The sequence below is a fragment of the Zoogloea sp. genome (genome assembly GCF_017302315.1).
Classification (GTDB): Bacteria; Pseudomonadota; Gammaproteobacteria; order Burkholderiales; family Rhodocyclaceae; genus Zoogloea.
The window spans coordinates 1-19468 of sequence record NZ_JAFLDT010000077.1; the positions used below are offsets into that span (position 1 = coordinate 1).

Annotated in this window: 17 protein-coding genes, 1 tRNA gene and 1 pseudogene; 5 read left to right on the forward strand and 14 right to left on the reverse strand. The window is 65.2% G+C overall.

Translation table 11 applies throughout. The annotated features are described in order from the left end of the window. The 4 genes and pseudogenes from J0L98_RS17505 to J0L98_RS17520 all read right to left on the reverse strand — a co-directional run. Positions 1–291: pseudogene (locus tag J0L98_RS17505) on the reverse strand (hypothetical protein); the annotation flags it as partial. Beyond that, a complete protein-coding gene (locus J0L98_RS17510; protein ID WP_296413140.1) occupies positions 275–475 on the reverse strand; it encodes a hypothetical protein in 201 nt (66 codons plus the stop codon). The gene J0L98_RS17510 and the pseudogene J0L98_RS17505, both read right to left, overlap by 17 nt. Positions 476–1427: 952 nt before the next feature. Continuing rightward, on the reverse strand, positions 1428–2117 hold the full coding sequence (locus J0L98_RS17515; RefSeq protein WP_296413142.1) for a histidine phosphatase family protein: 690 nt from the start codon (positions 2115–2117) through the stop codon (positions 1428–1430). Between the two features lie 12 nt (positions 2118–2129). Further along, a complete protein-coding gene (locus J0L98_RS17520; protein WP_296413144.1) occupies positions 2130–3500 on the reverse strand; it encodes an esterase-like activity of phytase family protein in 1371 nt (456 codons plus the stop codon). Positions 3501–3753: 253 nt separating this feature from the next. Between J0L98_RS17520 and J0L98_RS17525 the strand changes: the two genes are divergently transcribed. Then, positions 3754–4593 carry an SPFH domain-containing protein gene (locus J0L98_RS17525; protein ID WP_296413145.1) on the forward strand — a complete coding sequence of 280 codons (840 nt, stop codon included), beginning with the start codon at positions 3754–3756 and terminating at the stop codon, positions 4591–4593. 114 nt (positions 4594–4707) lie between these two features. Here J0L98_RS17525 and cynS read toward each other — a convergent pair whose 3' ends face one another. From cynS to J0L98_RS17550, 5 genes are read right to left on the reverse strand one after another with little or no spacing between them, the layout of a single operon-like run. Further along, on the reverse strand, positions 4708–5151 hold the full coding sequence (cynS, locus tag J0L98_RS17530; protein WP_296404788.1) for a cyanase: 444 nt from the start codon (positions 5149–5151) through the stop codon (positions 4708–4710). A 19-nt stretch (positions 5152–5170) separates the two neighbouring features. Then, positions 5171–6019: an ABC transporter ATP-binding protein gene (locus tag J0L98_RS17535; RefSeq protein ID WP_296413146.1), complete on the reverse strand. Its 849-nt coding sequence runs from the start codon at positions 6017–6019 to the stop codon at positions 5171–5173. A gap of 5 nt (positions 6020–6024) precedes the next feature. Continuing rightward, the gene (gene ntrB, locus J0L98_RS17540; RefSeq protein ID WP_296413148.1) at positions 6025–6864 is read right to left on the reverse strand and encodes a nitrate ABC transporter permease; all 840 of its coding nucleotides are present in this window, start codon (positions 6862–6864) and stop codon (positions 6025–6027) included. A gap of 12 nt (positions 6865–6876) precedes the next feature. Further along, complete coding sequence (locus tag J0L98_RS17545) at positions 6877–8256, reverse strand: CmpA/NrtA family ABC transporter substrate-binding protein (protein WP_296413150.1); 1380 nt, start codon at positions 8254–8256, stop codon at positions 6877–6879. Between the two features lie 24 nt (positions 8257–8280). Next, positions 8281–8955: a DJ-1/PfpI family protein gene (locus J0L98_RS17550; RefSeq protein ID WP_296413151.1), complete on the reverse strand. Its 675-nt coding sequence runs from the start codon at positions 8953–8955 to the stop codon at positions 8281–8283. 249 nt (positions 8956–9204) lie between these two features. On the opposite strand from J0L98_RS17550, the gene nhaD reads away from it, so the two are divergent. Continuing rightward, on the forward strand, positions 9205–10488 hold the full coding sequence (gene nhaD, locus J0L98_RS17555; protein WP_296413152.1) for a sodium:proton antiporter NhaD: 1284 nt from the start codon (positions 9205–9207) through the stop codon (positions 10486–10488). Between the two features lie 18 nt (positions 10489–10506). Here nhaD and J0L98_RS17560 read toward each other — a convergent pair whose 3' ends face one another. Next, on the reverse strand, positions 10507–11145 hold the full coding sequence (locus tag J0L98_RS17560) for a response regulator transcription factor (RefSeq protein ID WP_296413153.1): 639 nt from the start codon (positions 11143–11145) through the stop codon (positions 10507–10509). Positions 11146–11151: 6 nt separating this feature from the next. Then, positions 11152–12315, reverse strand: a complete 1164-nt coding sequence (locus tag J0L98_RS17565) for a PAS domain-containing sensor histidine kinase (protein ID WP_296413154.1) — start codon at positions 12313–12315, stop codon at positions 11152–11154. Between the two features lie 219 nt (positions 12316–12534). Here J0L98_RS17565 and J0L98_RS17570 point away from each other — a divergent pair, with 219 nt between their 5' ends. Beyond that, positions 12535–13032 (forward strand): NUDIX domain-containing protein, encoded by a 498-nt coding sequence (locus J0L98_RS17570; protein WP_296413155.1) that lies wholly within the window; start codon positions 12535–12537, stop codon positions 13030–13032. A gap of 181 nt (positions 13033–13213) precedes the next feature. Next, a complete protein-coding gene (locus tag J0L98_RS17575; RefSeq protein ID WP_296413156.1) occupies positions 13214–15337 on the forward strand; it encodes a TonB-dependent receptor in 2124 nt (707 codons plus the stop codon). 156 nt (positions 15338–15493) lie between these two features. On the opposite strand, the gene J0L98_RS17580 is transcribed toward J0L98_RS17575, so the two are convergent. Continuing rightward, a tRNA-Val gene (locus tag J0L98_RS17580) sits at positions 15494–15568 on the reverse strand. A 168-nt stretch (positions 15569–15736) separates the two neighbouring features. Between J0L98_RS17580 and J0L98_RS17585 the strand changes: the two genes are divergently transcribed. Further along, positions 15737–16570, forward strand: coding sequence for a tetratricopeptide repeat protein (locus tag J0L98_RS17585; protein ID WP_296413157.1), 834 nt, complete (start codon positions 15737–15739; stop codon positions 16568–16570). A 161-nt stretch (positions 16571–16731) separates the two neighbouring features. Here J0L98_RS17585 and J0L98_RS17590 read toward each other — a convergent pair whose 3' ends face one another. Together J0L98_RS17590 and J0L98_RS17595 are read right to left on the reverse strand one after the other, a co-directional pair. Beyond that, complete coding sequence (locus tag J0L98_RS17590) at positions 16732–17616, reverse strand: DMT family transporter (protein WP_296413158.1); 885 nt, start codon at positions 17614–17616, stop codon at positions 16732–16734. After that, the gene (locus tag J0L98_RS17595) at positions 17613–19385 is read right to left on the reverse strand and encodes a CBS domain-containing protein (RefSeq protein WP_296413159.1); all 1773 of its coding nucleotides are present in this window, start codon (positions 19383–19385) and stop codon (positions 17613–17615) included. The genes J0L98_RS17590 and J0L98_RS17595 overlap by 4 nt, the downstream gene beginning before the upstream one ends. Between the last annotated feature and the right edge of the window lie 83 nt (positions 19386–19468).

A 19468-nucleotide genomic window follows, 5' to 3' on the forward strand; every position in this document is an offset into this window, starting at 1 on the left:
TGCTCGCTGCGCTGCTCGAACACCATCCGCACTGAACGCTCGCGCACTTCCGGGGCGTATTTCGTTGTCTTCTTCATGGCTCCATCTTCTCAAGAGTGGGAGCCTCCGCGAAACCCGGGGCGATTCATTCTTCAGGACCTCCTTGTGGATGCGCTGCCCTACATGCCAGTAGAGCATGGTCAGCGTGGCATTGGCGGTCTGGGCGACGTGCTGGCGGGCGACTTCGATCAGGCCGCGCAGTTCGCTCAGCAAGGCGTTGGAGGCCAAAGCGGGTTCAGCTTTCTTCGCCATCGCCATCTTCCTTTTGGGTCACATCACCTGCGTCGTCGCCCAGCGCGACCAGCGCCGCGTCGTCCTCCACGTCGTCCGGGCCGGGCTGCCAGCCGCGCTCATAGACATCGCACAGGCGGTCGTCGGCGATGTTCCAGATGAAGTCAGAAATCCACTTGATCTGGCTTCGGTCTGTCGATTGCATATTTTTCATAGGGCCTGAAAAGAGTCCCTGCGACGCCACAGGGAGGGGGTAAATGTCATTGTTTCATCGGGAGGCAGGGCAGTCTCACCTTCATGTCATGAAGCCGAGTAACGCAGCGCGGAACCTATCGGAAGTGGCGGCCAGTATCCGCAGGCAGGGGCCTGAGCCGGGCGCTGCGCGGGTCGGAAACGGAGACGAACGCCTGTGTAAGCGGCATCACTTCTCCGTCTGCGCTGGAACCCCAAAAGACGAGGAAACTACACAAAATCAGAGGTTGTGAGCAGGGGGTTTGTCTTGGGCTGGATTCGTCGCGCCCCATCAGCGCTTCAGTCCCAGTGACAGAGTCCTCAGAAACGGAAGTGCGCCAAATCACCCCTGCAGGTAACCCCGCTCAAGGGCTTCGTCTTTGCGAGGGCTGAAATCGGTCAGGGGGAAGCGTGTTGAGCCAGCTTTGGTCCGGGTTCTTCTCGACGAACCAAAGCTGGCCGCGCCGGAAGCGGGCCGCGGGAAAGACACAGGCGGACGGCATCGGCATGGGTATCCGTGGTTTGAATGGATTATTGAATTGAACCTAATTTCCTCCGTTTGACGCGTCGTCTGACGGTCGATACGGTCTCTCCTGTAGGGGCGATTTGTAGGGGCGACTTCAGTCGCCCATCCGTGCGCTGATCACCGACACACCCTTGATCGATGTCCGCGGGCGACTGAAGTCGCCCCCACAGTCCCTCCAGCCGCCCTCAGCGCGTCCCATAAACCCCTTCAGTTTCACCCATCGGGTGATACGGCCAGTGGCGGGAAAACCCGCGTCAGCATTGGGTTTGCGTCTGGCTCGGGGAGGACAAACGAGGAAAGCAGGTTGAAACGTGAATGAATACTAAAGGCTGAATTTCTTCAGCGTGGTGCGGCTCGTGGGGCGGCGGTGGGCATCGGGCTTTCGCCCGATGCGAGGGGGTCAGAGCTGTTCCAGGTTCTCCTTGCCGATGAGCTTCCACACGGCGGGGGCCTGGTCGGCGCGCAGGCGCACCAGGTAGACCTCGTCGTTGCCTTGTTTGATGCGGCTGACGGCTTCGGTGGTGGGGAGCTGCAGCAGGTGGGCGAGGATCAGGGGGGTGACGCCCCCGTGGCTGACGATGAGCACGCTGCCGCCGGGGTGGGCCTTGCGGATCTGGTCCACGGCGCGGGCGACCCGTTGGGCCTGGCTGTCGAGGGATTCACCGCCGTCCAGGCTGTCGGCCGGGTTGGCGGCGCGGGCCTTGAACTCGGGGCCGAGTTCGCCGCTGCGCTCGTCTTCAAACATGCCCTCAAACTTGCCAAAGCTGCGTTCGGCCAGGGCGGGCAGGGGCTGGGCGGGGAGTGCGGGCAGGGCGATGGCGGCGGTTTCGCGGGCGCGGGCCAGCTTGCTGCTATAGACGGCGGCAAAGTGTACGCCCTTCAGCTTGTCGCCAAGCTGGCGGGCCTGGCTCTTGCCGGTTTCGTTGAGGACGTTGTCGGTGGCGCCCTGCAGGCGCTTTTCCAGGTTCCAGGCGGTCTGGCCGTGGCGGGCCAGGTAGAGGTCCAGGGTGGCGTCGGCGGCCTGGGCGGCAAGGCTCGTAGCCGCGAGGGCCACGGCGGCGCTCAGCTTGAGCAATGGGCGGATCTTCATGGGCAGGCTTCCTCAGCGGGCGTTGAGCAGTTCGGGGACGCGGAGCAGGATGAGTTCGTTGTCGTCCTGCAGGTTGGGCTGGCGGGCGGCGGAGTAGGGCAGGTTGTTGTCGTTGGCGACGATGATGTGTTCGCTGTCCACCACGTCCACGTCTTCGATGGTCACGAAGGGAAAGGTGAATTTGCCGTCCTTGCCGCCGCGGCGGGCCAGGGCTTTCGGGTCCTGGATGTTGAGCAGATCGATGTGGCCGATTTTCCTGACAAAGCCGTCGCTGTCGGCCTCCTTGAGGCTGATCTTGTAGATGCGCTTGAACTTGGCCGGCACGTTCTGGCAGTCGGGGCGGGCGGGGCCGTCACAGGCGTGTTCGGGCAGGCCTTCGCCGTTGTCCCGTTCGATGATCAGGCCGGTGTCGGCATCGATCATGTTGAAGTCGCCGATGTTGTTGCCGTTCTGTTCCAGGGCGTATTTCCAGCTACGTCCGGTCCATTCGCCCTTATCGACGCTGAATTCCAGGATGCGCAGGTACTCGCGGCCGTCCTTGTTGTCCCACTTCTTGTCGTCGGGGTTCCAGAGGGGGCCTTCGAGCAGGGGGTAGAGCAGGCGGCCGTCCTTGGAGGCGGCCATGCCTTCGTAGCCGCGGGAGCGGCGGGCAATGGTGGTGAAGGTGCCGGAGGTGGCCGGGGTGTTCACGCTGAAGTGGTCGGGTGACTTGAGCGTCTTGCCGTCCACCTTGGTCTCGAACACGGCCAGCACTTTACCCTTCAGGTCGGTCTTGAGCAGGTAGGGGCCGAGTTCGTCGCCCAGCCACAGGGCATCGCCGATGGGCTGGATGGATTCGATGTCGAAGTCGGCGCCGGTGAGGTAGCGCTTGGTGGTGCCTTCGTTGACGATCAGGAAGGGCACCTTGCGGTCGGGGTCGTGGATGAAGGCGGTCTGCTCAAGCTTGACGCTGCCGCTTTGCCAGTCGGGGCGGATGCGGTGGACCATCAGCATGGCATCGGCGCTGTTGTTGCGGGCGCCGTAGCCGTTGTCCTGCAGCACCCAGTAGTGCCCCTTGCCCATGTGCTTGATGCCCGAGAAGCCCTGGATGGGCTGGCCGCGGAAGGGCAGGGAGACGTGGGTGGGGCGCGGCACGGCCTTGTCGGACAGGTAGGAGTTGCCCGGGAGGCTTTCCAGCGCGTCCACCCGGCGGCTTTCCGGCCCGGTGTACTTGCCGGAGGTGGCGAGGCTCGCCGGGGCATCCTTGGGAGGAATCATGAAGCTCTTGGCCGGCAGCAGGGCATGGCCGGCCAGGGTGGCGGGGAAGGTCTGGTCGGCGGCGGCCGCCGTCGGCAGCAGGGCGGCGAGGGCCAGGGCAAGGGGCGTGAGGTGCTGGGTGATCATGGGGAGCTCGATGGGGTGTCGGGATGGCCCATGACAGTAGGCAGGCAAGGTTACACAGGCGTTGCCGGTGTGCGGCAGGGGCTTTGCGCGGCGGCCGCTCGGGACGCCACGGCCGCGCTTGTCACCCGCTTGGCATTTCGGGCACGATGGGCGGGGCTGGCGGGGCGCAATGGGGGTGGTGTAGCGTTCGGCGGCGGCCGAACCCCGCCGGGGAAACCCCACTACTTATGGACTGCAAAGGGAGTATGACGTGGTGAACATCCAGCAGATTCTGGCGCCCATCGGCCTGGTTGCCGTGGCGGCGGCCCTTTTTTCGACAGCGGGCACGATCCAGACGGGCAACGTGGGGATCAGGACGACCCTGGGGATCATCTCGCAGGAGGAGATCGAGCCGGGCATCTATTTCAAATGGCCTGTCATCTCGACGGTGCATGAGTTTTCGGCCAAGGACATCGTGATCGACCTTTCCGATCTTACGCCGAAGGCCAAGGACAACCTGTCGCTGCGCGACATGGATGTGTCGATCTACTACCGGGCGGATCAAAAGGCCATTGCCGATCTGTTTGCCAAATATGCCTCCCAGTCGGCGCGCCACGCCGATGGCTATTACATGCCGGCCTACGAGCTGGTGTGGCGGATCGCGCGCAATGCCTGTTACGAAGAGATCGCACGGCTGGATTCGCTGGTGATCCATACCCAGCGGGATCAGCTGGGCGCGGCGATTGCAAAGAAGCTCCAGGAGGAGCTGGACCGGACCGACCGCGGGGTGTTCACCATCTCCCGCGTGGTGATCCGCTCGGTGCAGACCGACCCGTCCATCGAGCAGTCGATCCAGCAGGCGGTGGCCAATCAGAAGAAGCTGGAGGCGATGCAGGTGCAGACCGAGATTGCCAAGCGCGAGGCCGAGATCAAGGTGACGGAGGCGCGGGGGATTGCCGAGTCGAACAAGATCATTTCGGGTTCGCTGACGCGGGAGTATCTGCAGCACGAGGCGAATCTGGCCCTGCAGAAGTTCGCCGAGAAGGGCAATTCAAACACGGTGATCGTGCCGTCGGGCATGACGGTGACGCCCCTGGTCAATACCGGGAAGTGACGGCGCCGGGGGGCTTACCGATGGCCTTTCGGAGGACTGTTGCCCCCGGCGCGGGAGTGGGCTGGGCCGGCTCCCGCGCCGGGGCGGGATGCCCGCCCGGTAGCGCGGTGGGGCTCAGTAGGTCTTGTAGGGCAGGAACTTGCCGCTCATGGTGATCTTGACCCGGTCGCCCTTGGGGTCGGCTTCGCGGGTGAGGTCCATGTTGAAGTCGATGGCGCTCATGATGCCGTCGCCAAATTCTTCGTGGATCAGCGACTTGAAGGTGGTGCCATAGACGCTGATCAGTTCGTAGAAGCGGTAGATCAGCGGGTCGGTGGGCACGGCGGTGGGCAGGGAGCCCTTGTAGGGCACGACCTGAAGCTGGGTGACGGCTTCTTCCGGCAGGTCGAGGGCGGCGCCCACGGCCTGGGCCTGGGCTTCGGTCAGGGTCATCTGGCCGAGCAGGGCGGCGGTGCTCCATTCCTTGCTGTGGCCGACGATCTCGGCCAGTTTGGCCCAGGTGAGCTTTTTCTTGATCTTCTGGGTGACGATCAGGTCGGTGACTTCTTCGCGGTTCATGGTGGGTCTCCTTGGCAAATCAGGCGGCGAGGGTGTCGGGGGCGGGTTCGGTTTCGCCGGGGCGAACGACCGGTGGGTGGGTTTCGTCGGCCGGCTTGGGGTCTTTCGAGCGGCTGACGAGGAAATCGACCAGGTGGTTGCGGATGCGGTAGAAGCGCGGGTCGTGGTGCATGTCGTGGCGGGTGCGGCTGCGCGGCAGGCTCACTTCGACGATCTCGGCGATGCGGGCGCGGGGGCCGTTGCTCATCAGCAGGATGCGGTCGGAGAGCAGGATGGCTTCGTCCACGTCGTGGGTGATCATGAACACCGTCTGGGCCGTGGCCTGGACGATCTTCAGGAGCTCATCCTGGATCGTGCCGCGGGTCAGGGCGTCGAGGGCGCCGAAGGGTTCGTCGAGCAGGAGCATCTTGGGCTGGATGGCAAAGGCGCGGGCGATGCCGACGCGCTGCTTCATGCCGCCGGAGAGCATGCTTGGCTTTTTCTGCAGGGCGTGGCCGAGGCCGACCATCTCGAGATACTGGGCGGCCTGGGCCTCGATCTGCGTCTTGCGCCAGTCGGGCCAGCGGGAGCGCACGCCGAACTTCACGTTGTCGATAACGCTCATCCACGGCATCAGGGCGTGGCTCTGGAAGACTACGCCCCGGTCCAGCCCGGGCCCGGCCACTTCGCGGCCGTCCATGGTGAGGATGCCGTCGCTGGCCGTTTCCAGCCCGGCCAGGGCGTTGAGGATGGTGGTCTTGCCGCAGCCGGAGTGGCCGATGATGCAGACGAACTCGCCCTTGTCGATGGTGAAGTTGACGTTCTCGAACACCGGGGCGTCGTTGCCCGGGTAGGACTTGGTGAGGTTTTCCACGTGCAGGAAGGCCATGGCGCTTACTCCGTGTAGCTGACCAGCTTTTGCAGGCCGGCAAAGCAGCGGTCGAGGGCCATGCCGACAACGCCGATCACGAGGATGGCGAAGATCACGTTGGGCAGGGCCAGGTTGTTCCACTCGTTCCAGACGAAGTAGCCCACCCCGGTGCCCCCCACCAGCATTTCGGCGGCAACGATGACGAGCCAGGCAATGCCCATCGAGATGCGCATGCCGGTGAGGATGGTGGGCGCGGCGGCGGGCAGGATCACCGTGAGGGCCTTCCGGAGCGGCCGCACTTCCAGCGTGCGGGCGACGTTGAGCCAGTCCTTGCGCACGTTGGCCACACCGAAGGCGGTGTTGATCAGCATGGGCCATACCGAGCAGATGAAGATCACGAAGATGCCCGAGAGGTCGGAGTCCTTGATGGTGTAGAGGGCCAGGGGCATCCAGGCCAGGGGCGAGATGGGTTTGAGCACCTGGATGAAGGGGTCGAGCGCCCGATGCAGCAGGGGCGACATGCCGATGGTGAAGCCGAGCGGCAGGGCCACCAGAATGGCCAACACAAAGCCCATGCCGACGCGGCCCAGTGAATGGCCGAGCTGGATGGCGATGCCCTTGTCGTTCGGCCCGTTGTCCTTGAAGGGGTCGGACAGGTGGGTGACGATGGCCTTGCCGATCTCCTGCGGCGGCGGGAAACCGCCCGACTTGGCGGCCCCCTTGCCCATCAGGGCCGCGTATTCATCCTGCGCGGCGGACTGCTGCGCGCTCTCCTTCGGCTGCGTGGCGACGAACCACACGCCGATGAAGAGGGCGAACAGCACCACCGACAGCAGCAGGCTCTTCCCGTGCTCGTTCTTCATGGCGGGCTTTCGTCAGGCCTTCCGGATGGCGAAGGAATTCACGTAGGCGTCGGCCTTCATGGGGTCGAACTCCTTGCCCATGACCTTGAACCTGGCGTAGTTGTCCTTGGGGGCTGCCATGCCGATCTCGGCCATGTGCTTCTTGGCATCGGTGATCAGATACACCTTCTCGGCGATGTCCTTGTAGTTCACGTCGCCCTTGATGTAGCCCCAGCGCTTCATCTGGCTGAGGATCCACACCGCCATCGAGTACCACGGGAACGGGTCGAAATCGGCGCGGGTCGGCACGTTCTGCACGCTGCCCAGGCCATCGGCGAATTTGCCGGTGAGCACCTGTTCGAGCACTGTCTTGGGCTGGTTGAGGTAGGCGGCCGGCGACAGCACCTCGGCCATGATCGGCCGGTTCTTGGGGTCGCGGGCCATCTTGGCGGCGGTCAGGATGGCGCGGTAGAGGGCGGCGAAGGTGTTGGGGTTCTGCTTGACGAAGTCGGTGGGCACGCCGAAGGAGCAGCAGGGGTGGCCGTCCCAGATTTCCTTGGACAGGATGTGGATGAAGCCCACCTCGTCAAACACCGCGCGCTGGTTGAAGGGGTCGGGGCCGAGATAGCCGTCCAGGTTGCCGGCGCGCAGGTTGGCGACCATCTCCGGCGGCGGCACCACGCGGATCTGGATGTCCTTGTCCGGGTCGAGCCCGTGCTCGGCCACGTAGTAGCGGAGCAGGAAGTTGTGCATCGAATATTCGAAGGGCACGGCAAACTTGAAGCCCTTCCACTGCTTCGGGTCACGCTTGTCCTTGTGTTTGACGTGCAGGGTGATGGCCTGGCCGTTGGTGTTCTGGATGGTGGCCACATTGAGCGGCATGGGGTTGGAGCCGATGCCCATGCTCATGGCGATGGGCATGGGCGCCAGCATGTGGGAGGCGTCGTATTCGCGGTTGAGCACCTTGTCGCGGATCAGCGCCCAGCCGGCGGTCTTGATCATCTGCACGTTGAGGCCCTGCTGCTTGTAGAAACCGAGGGGGTCGGCCATCAGCAGGGGGCTGGCGCAGGTGATGGGGATGAAACCGATCTTCAGATCCTTCTTTTCCAGGGGGCCTTTTTCCTGGGCCATGGCTTCCAGGGCGCCGAGGGGGAAGAAGCTGGACAGGGCGGCCATGGCGGTCGAGCGGCCGACGGCCCGCAGGAAGCCGCGGCGTTCGCGGTCGTCCGGAAACACGGCACGCATGATGGCCGACTCGATGGTGCGGCGATTTAGCGATTCCTCATTGGCCTCCATCGGCAGGTCGGCGGCCTTCGCATGGGCAGCGTCGTGTTCTGCCTGGGAGTGGTGCTTGCCGCAGGTGCAGCTACCGAGCTTGATACCGTCGCTGAAAGGGTCCTTGAACGCAGACATGGCAATCTCCTCCTGGAAACAGGATCAAAGGGCGGGTAGGTTGGGTTCGCTGAATTCGATGTCGTGCCGGTACAGCTCGTAGGCCCGCTGGTATTCCATGACCCGGGCCACGTCGTCGATGAAGGCTTCGTCGTAGCCGGCCCGCCGCAGGAGGTGAAAACCCATCTCCATGCCCGAGGCGATGCCGCCGGCGGTGACGATGCGCCCGGCGTCCACCACCCGGGCGCGGCTGACGCGGCAGGCTGGTGCCATCTCGGCCAGGCGGTCGATGGGGGTCTTGCCCATATGCGAGGCTTCCAGCCGGTCGGGCTCCTTGCGGTTGGTGGCAGGCAGGCCGTCCAGCAGGCCCATGCGGGCGTAGATCCAGGAGCCGGTGCATACGCTGGTCAGCAGGCATTCGGGCGGCAGGGCGCGGATGTAGCGGTGCAGGTTGGTGTTGTTCATCTCCTGCCGCGTGCCGAAGCCGCCGGGAATCAGGAAGGCGTCCATGGTGGGCTGGTCGGCAAAGCTGTAGTTGGGGAGCACGGTGAAGCCGGCCTGGGTCTGGAGCGGCCGCATGGACTCGGCGATCAGGAAGGTGTCGAGCTCCGGATCGAGCCGCCGCGCCACCGAGATGACGCCGGCCGGCGCCGCATAGTCGACGATCTCCGCGTCCTTGAAGACGTAGATACCCAGCCTGAAACCCAGCTTGCGTGCCATGTGGCGACTCCCGTCAGAGAAGATTCAGGCAGTCGGCGCGGGTGGAACGCAGCGCCGGGCGGTTCTGCCTGTTGGATGGGATATTCCGGGAAGGCCGCGTGGCCGTGTATCAAGCAAACGTGATTTCGGTGTAGGGCGTGCACTACACGGCCCGCCTTTCTCGGGGGTGGGCTGATCGGGTATATTTCGCGGTTCGCCTGCGCCTTCGGCGCGGCTTCCTTTGCCTGCTCTTCCCACAAGGCCGCTGAAATGCTGACTGCACTGGTTCTCGTATTTGTCGTCGCCTACGCCGCGATTGCGCTGGAACATCCCCTCAAGATCAACAAGTCGGCGTCGGCGCTGGTGGGGGCCGGGCTGTTATGGACGATCTACGCCATGGCGACCGGCGACCACCACCGGGTGGCCGAGGAGCTGGGCGAGTCGCTGATGGGCACGGCGCAGATCGTGTTCTTCCTGATGGGGGCGATGGCCATCGTCGAGGTGGTGGATGCCCACAACGGTTTCGAGGTGATCACCCAGCGCATCCGCACGACCCGCTTGTCCAGCCTGATGTGGCTGGTGGGTTTCGTGACCTTCTTCCTCAGCTCGGTGCTCGACAACCTCACGACAACCATCGTGATGATCTCGCTGATGCGCAAGCTGCTGGCGCGGCACGACGATCGCCTGTTCTTCGCCGGCATCATCGTCATCGCCGCCAATGCCGGCGGGGCATGGTCGCCCATTGGTGATGTGACCACGACGATGCTGTGGATCGACGGCCAGATCACCGCCCTCGGCATCATGAAGTCGGTTCTTCTGCCGGCGCTGGTGAGCCTGCTCGTTCCCCTGGCCATCACCGCCTACGTGCTTCGCGGCCAGCAGGTGGCGTCGCCGAGTGAGGCGGCGGGCGATACCGGCGTCAAGAGCACCGCGTTCGAGCGCAATCTGATGTTCTTCCTGGGCATCGGCATCCTGGTGGCCGTGCCCGTGTTCAAGACGCTGACCCACCTGCCGCCTTTCATGGGCATCCTGTTCGGGCTGGGCATCCTGTGGCTGGTCGGCGATCTTGTCCATCGCGACAAGGAGGACGAGTTCAAGCATCCCCTCACCCTGGTGCACGCCCTGAGCCGCATCGACATGAGTTCGCTGGTGTTCTTTGTCGGCATCCTGCTGGCGGTGGCGACGCTGGAACACGCTCACATTCTGGGGTCGCTGGCCACGTGGCTGAACGATACGGTGGGCCGCCAGGACGTCATCGTGCTGATCATCGGCGTCGTCAGCGCCGTGGTGGACAACGTGCCCCTGGTGGCCGCCGCCATGGGCATGTACAGCCTTACCGAGTTTCCGGCCGATCACTTCTTGTGGCACTTCCTGGCCTATTGCGCGGGCACCGGCGGTTCGATCCTGATTATCGGTTCGGCGGCCGGGGTGGCGGCCATGGGGCTCGAGAAGATCCACTTCTTCTGGTACGTGAAGCGGATCAGCGGCTTGGCCCTGGTGGGCTACTTTGCGGGGGCGGGGGTTTATCTGCTTCAGCGGCAGCTGCTGGGCTGAGCGCCAGCGGGCCGTTGTCTAGGCCGTGAGCTTGTGCCGGGCGGCGTAGCTGAACAGGTCGGCGGGGTTGTGCAGGCCCAGCTTGTTGAAGATCCGCGCCCGGTAGGTGGAGATGGTGTTGGCCGACAGGGCGAGCTGTTGGGCGATCTGCGTCACGCTGCGGCCCTGGGCGAGCAGTTGCAATACCTGGAACTCCCGGTTGGAGAGGGCTTCGTGGGGCGGCTTTTCGTCATCGGGCACCCCGCGCACGTTCTGGGCCAGCAGTTCGGCCAGCACCGGCGTGATGTAAAGGCCGCCGCCGGCCACCTTGGCGATGGCCGCGAACAGCACATCGGGGCTGCAGCCCTTGTTGAGGTAGGCATGGGCGCCACCACGCATGGCGCGCAGGGCGAACTGGTTCTCGGGGTACACCGACAGCATGATGATGCCGAGGCGCGGAAACTCCCCGTGCAGGGTCTTGAGTACATCCAGCCCGTCCCGTTCGCCCAGGGCAATGTCGAGCAGCACCACATCAACGGGGGTCGTCCGCAACAGGTGCAGCGCCGCCGGGCCGTCCGCGGCTTCATGGATGTCACCGATGGCAGGCGACTCGGAAAGGATCTGCCGCAGGCCGCGGCGGATGATCATGTGGTCATCGATGATCAGGATGGTGGTCATGGCGGGTCAGGCGATGGCATTGGGCAGGCGCAGCACGATGCGGGTGCCGGCGCCCGGGAGACTGTCGATGTCGAGGGTGCCGCCCAGTGCGAGGGTCCGTTCACGCATGCCGAGCAGGCCGAAGGAGGTGGGTTGCAGCGGCACCTGCATGCCCAGGCCGTCGTCGGCAATGCTGAGGAGCAGATCGCGGTGGTCGGCCCGTGCTTCCAGCCGTACCTGGGTGGCGCGGGCGTGGCGGCTGACGTTGGTCAGCACCTCCTGGACGATGCGGTAAAGGGCGATCTCGGCATCACGGCCGAGGCGGCAGCGTTCGATCTCGGGGGTGCAGCGGTAGTGGCAGCCCAGCCCCGAGCGCCTCTGGAAATCGAGCAGCAGGCTCTCCAGGGCCGCCCACAGGCCCAGGTGGTCAAGCACGCCGGGGCGCAGGTCGTTGAGGATGCGGCGCACGGACTGCATGGCGTGGCTGCCGATTTCGAGCATGCCGTCGAGCTTGTCGCGCATCATGGCATCGTCTCCCAGGCGCTGGCGCAGCCAGTTCATCTCCAGTTGCAGCGCGGTGAGCGAGGCGCCCAGTTCGTCGTGGATGTCGCGGGCAATGTGCCGGCGTTCCTCTTCGCGCACGGTGTTGAGGTGGGCCGACAGGCGCCGCAGCGATTGGTGGGACTGGCGCAGGCTGTCGTGGGCGGTGGTGAGTTCGGCGGTGCGCTCCCGGACGCGCCTTTCCAGTTGGTCGTGGGCTTCCTGCAGGAGCCGCTGGGTGCGTTTGCGTTCGGTGATGTCGTTGAAGGTGACCACCGCCCCCACCACGGCATTGCCATCACGGATCGGGTAGGAGGCGTACTCGGCGGGGAAGCTGCGGCCCTCGCGTCGCCACAGCACTTCGTCGTCCACGCGTATGCCGCGGCCTTCCTGGAAGGCCTTGTAGATCCGGCATTCGTGCACCGGCATCAGGGTTTCGTCGGCGTGGGAGTGGTGGATCAGGTAGTGCATGGAGCGGCCGAGCACTTCATCCGGCGTGTAGCCGAGCATGGCCGCGCCAGCCTCGTTGATGAAGATGCAGCGCCCACGGAGGTCGATGCCGTAGATGCCTTCGCCGGTCGATTCGAGGATCAGCTCCAGCTGGCGGCGCCAGGCGGCATGGTGGGAGAGGTTGTGCAGATTGGCGAACATGCTCGGGGGCGCGTGCAGGTCCTGCGGTCGTGGCGCGGCGCCATGGGGAAGAAGGCTGCCAGCTTAGGTGTACCTCGAGCGGCAGGAAATACGCTGAATTGCGTAGGGTCGGCGTCTTCACGCCCGGGGCGTCCCGCCCGCGACTGGACGTGCCGGGGCTCTGCATCTATATCGATACATGGCTGACAAATACCCTTCCCGCGGCGTGGGCTTGCGTCCGTGAACGCGCCTCAGTTGTCCTGCGGCCTGCTGGTCATCAATGAGCGGGCCGAGTTGCTGGTGGGGCATTCCACGGGCAATGAACACTGGGATCTCCCCAAGGGCCTCATCGATCCCGGCGAGGCGGCGGTGGCCTGCGCCCTGCGGGAGGCCCAGGAGGAGTTCGGCCTGCACTTCGACCCCCGCAGCCTCTACGATCTCGGGCGTCACCCCTACTACCGGGGGAAGGATCTCCATCTCTTTGCCGTGGGGGTGGATTCCCGCGAGGTCCGGCCCGAGCTGTGCCTGTGCACGAGCTATTTCGCCCACTACCGGACCGGCGAGTCCGTCCCCGAGATCGATGCCTACACCTGGGCGGACGAACCGGAGTTGCGGCTGCGTCTGGCCAACAGCATGCAGCGTCTGCTGCTGAGCCGGGGCCTGCTGGCACGGGCACGGCGGCTGTTGGGGGTGCATGAGTCGGCCGGGCCCGACCGGATCGACCCTTCCGGCGCCTGACGGCGGAGCCCCGGCCTGCCTTTGATGCGACAACTCGCCGCATTCCGGTGGGTGATCGATTTCGCTATGGTCGGCCCCTTTGGGCAGCCATTCCGACAAATACATGGCGCTGCCCTCAACTTCCACACTCGGGGGCACCATGGGGCATGAAAGAGGGGATTTTTCCGCAGCGCACAGAACCTTGCGACGGACGATCATTTCCACGTTGGTCGGTAGCTGCTGTTCAGGCGCCTTTGCCCAGGAGGCGACCCAGCTCGGAACCGTTGATGTCCGGGCCGCTCCCGAGTACGACTATGTGGTGAAGTCCGTCAGTGCGGGGACCCGCACCGACACGCCGGTCGAGCACATCCCCCAATCCATCGTGAGCGTGCCCCGGGCCATGATCGAGGATCAAGGGGCGAGAACGCTCTCCGACGTGTTGCGCAATGTCAGCAATGTGTCGTTGGTGGATGCGCGCGACGCCAACAACGTGGTGTTCAAGATCCGCGGTTTCCATTCGGCCACGGTGGTGGATGGCGTCGCGCTCAAGGGCAACTTCACCAATCACGAGAGCCTCGTCAATGTGGATCGGGTTGATGTGGTCAAGGGGCCGTCGGGCGGGCTGTTTGGCGGCCAGGGCGTGGGCGGCTACGAGACCACCGGGGGCATCGTTGCCGTCACCACCGTCGAACCGGCCCAGGAGGTGGTGCGGAAGCTGGGCTTCAAGCTGGGTTCCTATGGCGAGAAGGGGGCGAACTTCGATGTCAATCAGCCCTTGAGCCCGGCGCTGGCTTTGCGGATGGTGGGGGAGTGGTCTGACAGCGACAGCGAGACCGACCGTGTCTTCTTCAAGAAGCGCGCCCTGTTCCCCAGCCTGGCCTGGACCCCGAGCGCCGACACCAAGGTGGTGCTGAGGCTGCGCTACCTGGACAACACCACGCTCGATTACAGCGGCCTGCCGACAAACGGCACGCTCAACACCACCACCTACACCCTGCCCAGGCGCACCAACATTGCCTCCCCCGATCTGCCGGATACGACCAACACCTCCAAGGGGGTCAATCTTCAGTGGCGGCAGCAGTTGAATGACAGCTGGAGCTTCTCGCTGCTCACTGCCTACAACGAGGTGAAGCTGGATCAGCGGGGAACCTGGCTGGTGGACACCATGGGCATGATGGGCTGCATGGGCTTCGGCAGCGCCACGCCCACCCTCAACACCCTGTGCGGGGCCCGCATGTGGGCGCACCTGAAGACGAGCACGGTGTCGCCGAGCCTGACCGGCAAGCTTCAGTTTGGTGAGGCGAAGCACACCGTGAACCTGGGCTTCGATTACGAGAACACCCGCGACAACGAGTTCATGATCTATTCGAACATGATCGGGGTGGTGTCCTTTGACAACGTGGATCTGACCAACCCGGTGTATCCGGCCTGGTCCGAGCCGGTGGCACCGACAACGCCCGATCAGCGCAACCGGTATCTGTCCAAGGTGGCCTACATCCAGGATCAGATCGATGTGGGCAACTGGCATTTCCTGGGCAGCCTGCGGCATTCGCAGATCAAGGTGAACGACGTCAATCCGTCCTGGGGCATCAACAACGTCAGCGACAACGCCAAGACCACGCCGCGAGTGGGTGCGGTCTATGAGTTCACCCCCCGGGTGTCGATGTTTGCCGGCTACGGCGAGGGCATGAAGGTACCCACCTTCTCGATCTTTTCTGCGCCGCCCAAGCCCGAAGAGTCTGCTCAGACCGAAGTGGGCTTCCGCCTGAAGGATCTGGCAGGTATCACGGCCACCCTGGCCTGGTTTGATCTGACGCGCAAGAATGTGGCCATCGGTGATCCGGCCAATCCGGGTTTCTCCATCCAGGCGGGCAAGCAGCGTTCCCGGGGCGTCGACCTGGACCTGAGATGGCAGGCCAGCCCGTCGTGGGCCTGGATTGCCGCCTTCACGACGCAGACGGCGGAGATCACCGAAGACAGCAATGCCACCCTGGTGGGCAAGCAGCTGTTCAACGTGCCTGAACAGTCGGCCCGTCTGGCAACCCGCTATGACTTCCGCTCGGGCGATCTCACTGGGCTTGGTCTGGGCCTGGGCGTGACCCATCATTCCCGGCTGCCGGGCAACTCGACCAATACCTTCTTCACCCCCGCAACCACTGTCTGGGATGCGCAGCTTTCGTATTCCCTGTGGAAGGCGCGCCTGGGGCTGAATGTCCTCAATCTGACCGACAAGAAGTACTACGTTCCGTCCGCCTATTTCGTCGGCGGCCAGGTCACCCCGGCCCTGCCGAGGACGATCACGGCGACGGCAACATTCAGTTTCTGAGGCCAGGCGAGCCGGAAGGCTTGCCTGCGCCGAGGACGCAGCCCCGGCCGGGAAGGCGGGGCCTGCGTGCTGGAGCGAGAAAAACAAAAAAGGCACCCGAGGGTGCCTTTTTTGCTGCATGTCGTCGCCAAGTTCTTGAAAACGCTACGCTGTATCTGGTGGGCGGTACTGGGATCGAACCAGTGGCTTCCACCGTGTGAAGGTGGCACTCTACCGCTGAGTTAACCGCCCGGTAGGTGAAGAGCGCGCATTTTAGTAAGGGGTCGGAGGGCTGTCAAGCGGCTTCGCACAATGGCGTGTACTTCGGGCCATCCGGGGAACTTGCTGATGGGGGCGGCGTTCTGGAGTGTGGGGGGGCGCGGCCCATCCGGTAGCCGACTTCACCCAGCGGAGGCTCTCATGAGGCGTGTGCGTGTGTTCCTGGTCCGTTTCGGATTGGTGGTGGTGGTGTCCGCCCCAGGGGCCGCCCAAGCGGCCTTGCTGGGTGAGGACGATCTGGCCGAGGTGGTGCGCAAGCCCGCCATCGGCCTCTACAAGGGTTATGCGGAATTCAAGATGGCCCACTATGCGGAGGCGCGGCAGATCTGGATGGCGCTGGCCGAGCGGGGCATGGGTGAAGCGTGGTTCAACCTGGGGATCCTGGCGGAGGATGGTCTGGGTGAGGCGAGGGATGGGGCGGAGGCCCGTCGGCGCTATGAAAAGGCGGCCCTGGCGGGTAGCCGCAATGCGGCGCTGCGCCTCGGCATTGCCTTGCAAACCGATCGCTTCGGGGTGTTGGACAAAGAGGGCGCGCGGCGCTGGCTGAAGCTCGCTGCCGACATGGGGGACGATGAGGCGGCTACCCAGCTGGCGGTGTTGGATGGGGCGGCAGCGCGCCCGGTGAGCGCCCGGGACGGGCGTCTGGCCCAGGCCAGGCGCCTGGAGGCGGACGGGAGCCTGCCGGAGGCGCTTGCGGCCTACCGGGCGCTGGCCGATGCGGGTGACCCCCGGGGGCTGACGCGGCTGGCCTGGTTGCATGAGGCGGGGCGGGGGGTGCCGCGTGATCTCGATGAGGCGGCGCGGCTGTTCCGGGAGGCGGCGGAGGCGGGCGAGCCCGAGGCCCAGTATGCCCTTTCGGTCATGCTGGATACCGGGGCGGGACAGGCGAAGGATCCGCAGCAGGCCCTGCGCTGGCTGCGCGCGTCGGCTGCCGGGCGCCATCCGCCGGCCGTGGAGGCCCTGAAGGCGCGCTGAGTCGGGCAGGCTTTTGTGAGCCGGGCTTTTGTGGGGGCGACTTCAGTCGCCCGCGGGCTTGGATCAAGGGTATGGCGGTGGTTCAACCCTCGATGGGCGACTGAAGTCGCCCCCCACAAGTCGCCACTACAGGCGCGGCTGCAATTCGACCCCGCAGGACGCTAGATGGCAGTGGTCCGGGCCACGCGGCGGCTGTCGATGGCGATGAGCACCCCCGCCGTGCCGATCACCAGCATGCCGCCGAGGGCAACCTGATCCGGTAGCTGGTCGAAGATCAGCCAGCCGAACAGGGTGGCCCACAGCAGTTGCACATAGAGCAAGGGCGAGAGCAGGGAGGCGGGGGCTTCGCGGAAGGCGCGGGTGAGGAGGAAATGTCCGCAACCGGCGAGAACGCCCATGGCCCCCATGGCCAGGTAATCGGGCAGGGCGGGTTCCGGGCCGTGGTTCATCCACGGCAAGGCGGCGGTGGTCAGGGTGCTGCCGATGAGGGCCGTATGGAAGAGCAGGGTGACGGGGCTTTCGGTGCTTGAGAGTTTGCGGGTCAGGATCTGGTAGAGGGCGTACACCACGGCGGCGGCAAGGGCGAAGGCAATGCCTTCGGGCACCAGCCCGCCGCCCGGCCGGGCCACCAGCAGCACGCCGCCAAAGCCGAGCATCACGGCGAGCCAGCGCAGGGCGCCGATCTTTTCGCGGAGCAGGGGGCGGGCCAGCAACACCACGATGACCGGTGAGGCAAAGATGATGGCGGTGGCCTCGGCCAGGGGCATGCGCTGGAAGGCGGCCACGCCGCACAGGCTGGTGGCGAGCAGGAGCAGCCCGCGCACCAGGTGCAGCCCCGGTCGCCGGGTGATGAAGAGCCGCGTGCGCAGGGTGGGGCCGAGCATCACCAGCATGAGCAGCAGGTGCACGGTGTAGCGTGCCCACACCAGCAGTGGCACCGGGAAGCGGGTGCTGAGGTGCTTGGTGGTGACGTCGAGCATCACGAAGAGCAGCAGCGAGGCCATGGCCAGGCCAATGCCCAGCAGGGGGCGCTGGGTGTGCGTCACGCGCCGAGGGAGAACAGGAAGGTGGCACCCTGGCCGGGTTGGCTTTCTGCGCGGATCCAGCCTCCATGGCGCTGGACGATACGATGCACCGTGGCCAGGCCGATGCCGCTGCCTTCGAACTCGGCGGCGGAATGGAAACGCTGGAAGGGCGTGAACAGCTTGGTTGCGTCGGCGCGATTGAAGCCCACACCATTGTCTTCTATGAAGAAAACCAGCCCCTCGGCCTCGCGGCGTCGCCCGAAGCGGATGCACGGATGGGGCACCGGGCGGGTGAACTTCCAGGCGTTGCCGATCAGGTTTTCCAGCACTGTCCGCAGCAGCACGGGGTCGCATTCGGCGTGGAGCCCCGGTTCGATCTCGAACTCTAGGGGGCGTCCGGGGGATTCGTCGAGGAAGTCCCGGGCGATGCTGGTGGCTGTGGCGGAAAGGTCGGTGTCACAGCGTTGCAGGGGTTTGCGGACGTGGCGCGACAGATCGAGCAGATCGTCGATCAGGCTGGCCATGCGGCATGCGGCGTCGCGAACCCGCCGCAGGTGGTCCATGCCTTCCGGCCCGAGGGCGTCGGCGTGTTCGTCCATGACCACGCTGGAGAAGCCCTCGATTGCCCGCAGGGGGGTGCGCAGATCGTGGGATACGGAGTAGCTGAAGGATTCGAGCTCGGCGAGGGTGGCGCTGAGTTCGTCGGTACGTTGGGCCACCCTTTCTTCGAGGGTGGCGTTGAGGGCGCGCACCTGTTCTTCCATCAGCACCCGGTCGGTGATGTCGCGGCCCACCACCACCAGCATCTGGCGGCTGCCGTCCGGGTTGAAGACGGGCTTCTTGATCACGTCCAGATGACAGGTCGTGCCGTCGGGGCAGACCAGGCTGTCGGTGTAGCGGTAGCCCTCCGGCGTGTTCCAGGCCAGTTCGTTGGTGCCTGCGCAGTTGAGCAGGCTTCGTGCCGCGGCGGGGGCGGCCAATCCGGCCAGCTCGGTCTCGGTACGGCCTGCGTAGTCGGCGCCGGAGAGTCCGAAGAGGCGCAGCCCGGTGCCGTTGCTCATCAGCCAGCGGTCTTCACCGTCTTTCACGATGACCATGTCGGGGGTGGACTCGATGATCCGCCGCAGGCGTTCCTCGCCTTCCCGGCGGGCCAGGCGCACACGCTGGTCGATCAGTTCCTGCTCCTGCTCGGCGATGATCTCCCGCAGGAAGGTAACGTAGCGTCCTTCCAGGCCGGCCACGATGTCGTGTTCCGAGAGCATGCCCACAAGGCGGTCGCCACGGGTCACGAGCAGGTGGCGGATGCCGCGTTGCTGCATGGTCTGGGCCGCCGACCATACCGATGCCGAGCACTCGACACTGATGGGGTTGGGGGTCATCACCTCGGCCAGGGTGATGTCGCTGATCCGCACGTTGCGTGACAGCAGGACGGTCAGGTCGTGGAAGGTGAATACCCCCACCGGGAGCCCGCCCGATTCGGCTACCACGCAGCCGATGTTGTACTGGCGCATCTGGCGGATCGCCTGCTCCACCCCCGCCGTTGCCGGCACGGTGTGGGCGCGCGGGCTCATCACGTGGCCTACCGTGGCCAGGTGGGTGAAGTGCTCGACGCCCAGGGCGCCCAGCAGTTCGGTTTCGGAAATCAGGACGCCCGGGTCTTCGCGGTCGTCCTGGATGCGGATGTGGCGGCTGCCGTGGCGGACCAGCAGCCGGTAGCCCTCGCGCAGGTCGGTGCGGGGGTGGCCGACCGGCGGGGTATCGCCTCGGGGAAACTTAATGATGTTCGTCATACCTTGACCCTCCACGCTCTAACGTGTCCAATGATGAGTTACTTCTCCCACCCTGGGAAAGTGCGGCCTCGGTGTGCCAGCAC

Coding starts and splice junctions, on each gene's coding strand:
- J0L98_RS17510 (WP_296413140.1), bottom strand. CDS start 475: ATGCAATCGACAGACCGAAGCCAGATCAAGTGGATTTCTGACTTCATC.
- J0L98_RS17515 (WP_296413142.1), bottom strand. CDS start 2,117: ATGAAGATCCGCCCATTGCTCAAGCTGAGCGCCGCCGTGGCCCTCGCG.
- J0L98_RS17520 (WP_296413144.1), bottom strand. CDS start 3,500: ATGATCACCCAGCACCTCACGCCCCTTGCCCTGGCCCTCGCCGCCCTG.
- cynS (WP_296404788.1), bottom strand. CDS start 5,151: ATGAACCGCGAAGAAGTCACCGACCTGATCGTCACCCAGAAGATCAAG.
- J0L98_RS17535 (WP_296413146.1), bottom strand. CDS start 6,019: ATGGCCTTCCTGCACGTGGAAAACCTCACCAAGTCCTACCCGGGCAAC.
- ntrB (WP_296413148.1), bottom strand. CDS start 6,864: ATGAAGAACGAGCACGGGAAGAGCCTGCTGCTGTCGGTGGTGCTGTTC.
- J0L98_RS17545 (WP_296413150.1), bottom strand. CDS start 8,256: ATGTCTGCGTTCAAGGACCCTTTCAGCGACGGTATCAAGCTCGGTAGC.
- J0L98_RS17550 (WP_296413151.1), bottom strand. CDS start 8,955: ATGGCACGCAAGCTGGGTTTCAGGCTGGGTATCTACGTCTTCAAGGAC.
- nhaD (WP_296413152.1), top strand. CDS start 9,205: ATGCTGACTGCACTGGTTCTCGTATTTGTCGTCGCCTACGCCGCGATT.
- J0L98_RS17560 (WP_296413153.1), bottom strand. CDS start 11,145: ATGACCACCATCCTGATCATCGATGACCACATGATCATCCGCCGCGGC.
- J0L98_RS17565 (WP_296413154.1), bottom strand. CDS start 12,315: ATGTTCGCCAATCTGCACAACCTCTCCCACCATGCCGCCTGGCGCCGC.
- J0L98_RS17585 (WP_296413157.1), top strand. CDS start 15,737: ATGAGGCGTGTGCGTGTGTTCCTGGTCCGTTTCGGATTGGTGGTGGTG.
- J0L98_RS17595 (WP_296413159.1), bottom strand. CDS start 19,385: ATGACGAACATCATTAAGTTTCCCCGAGGCGATACCCCGCCGGTCGGC.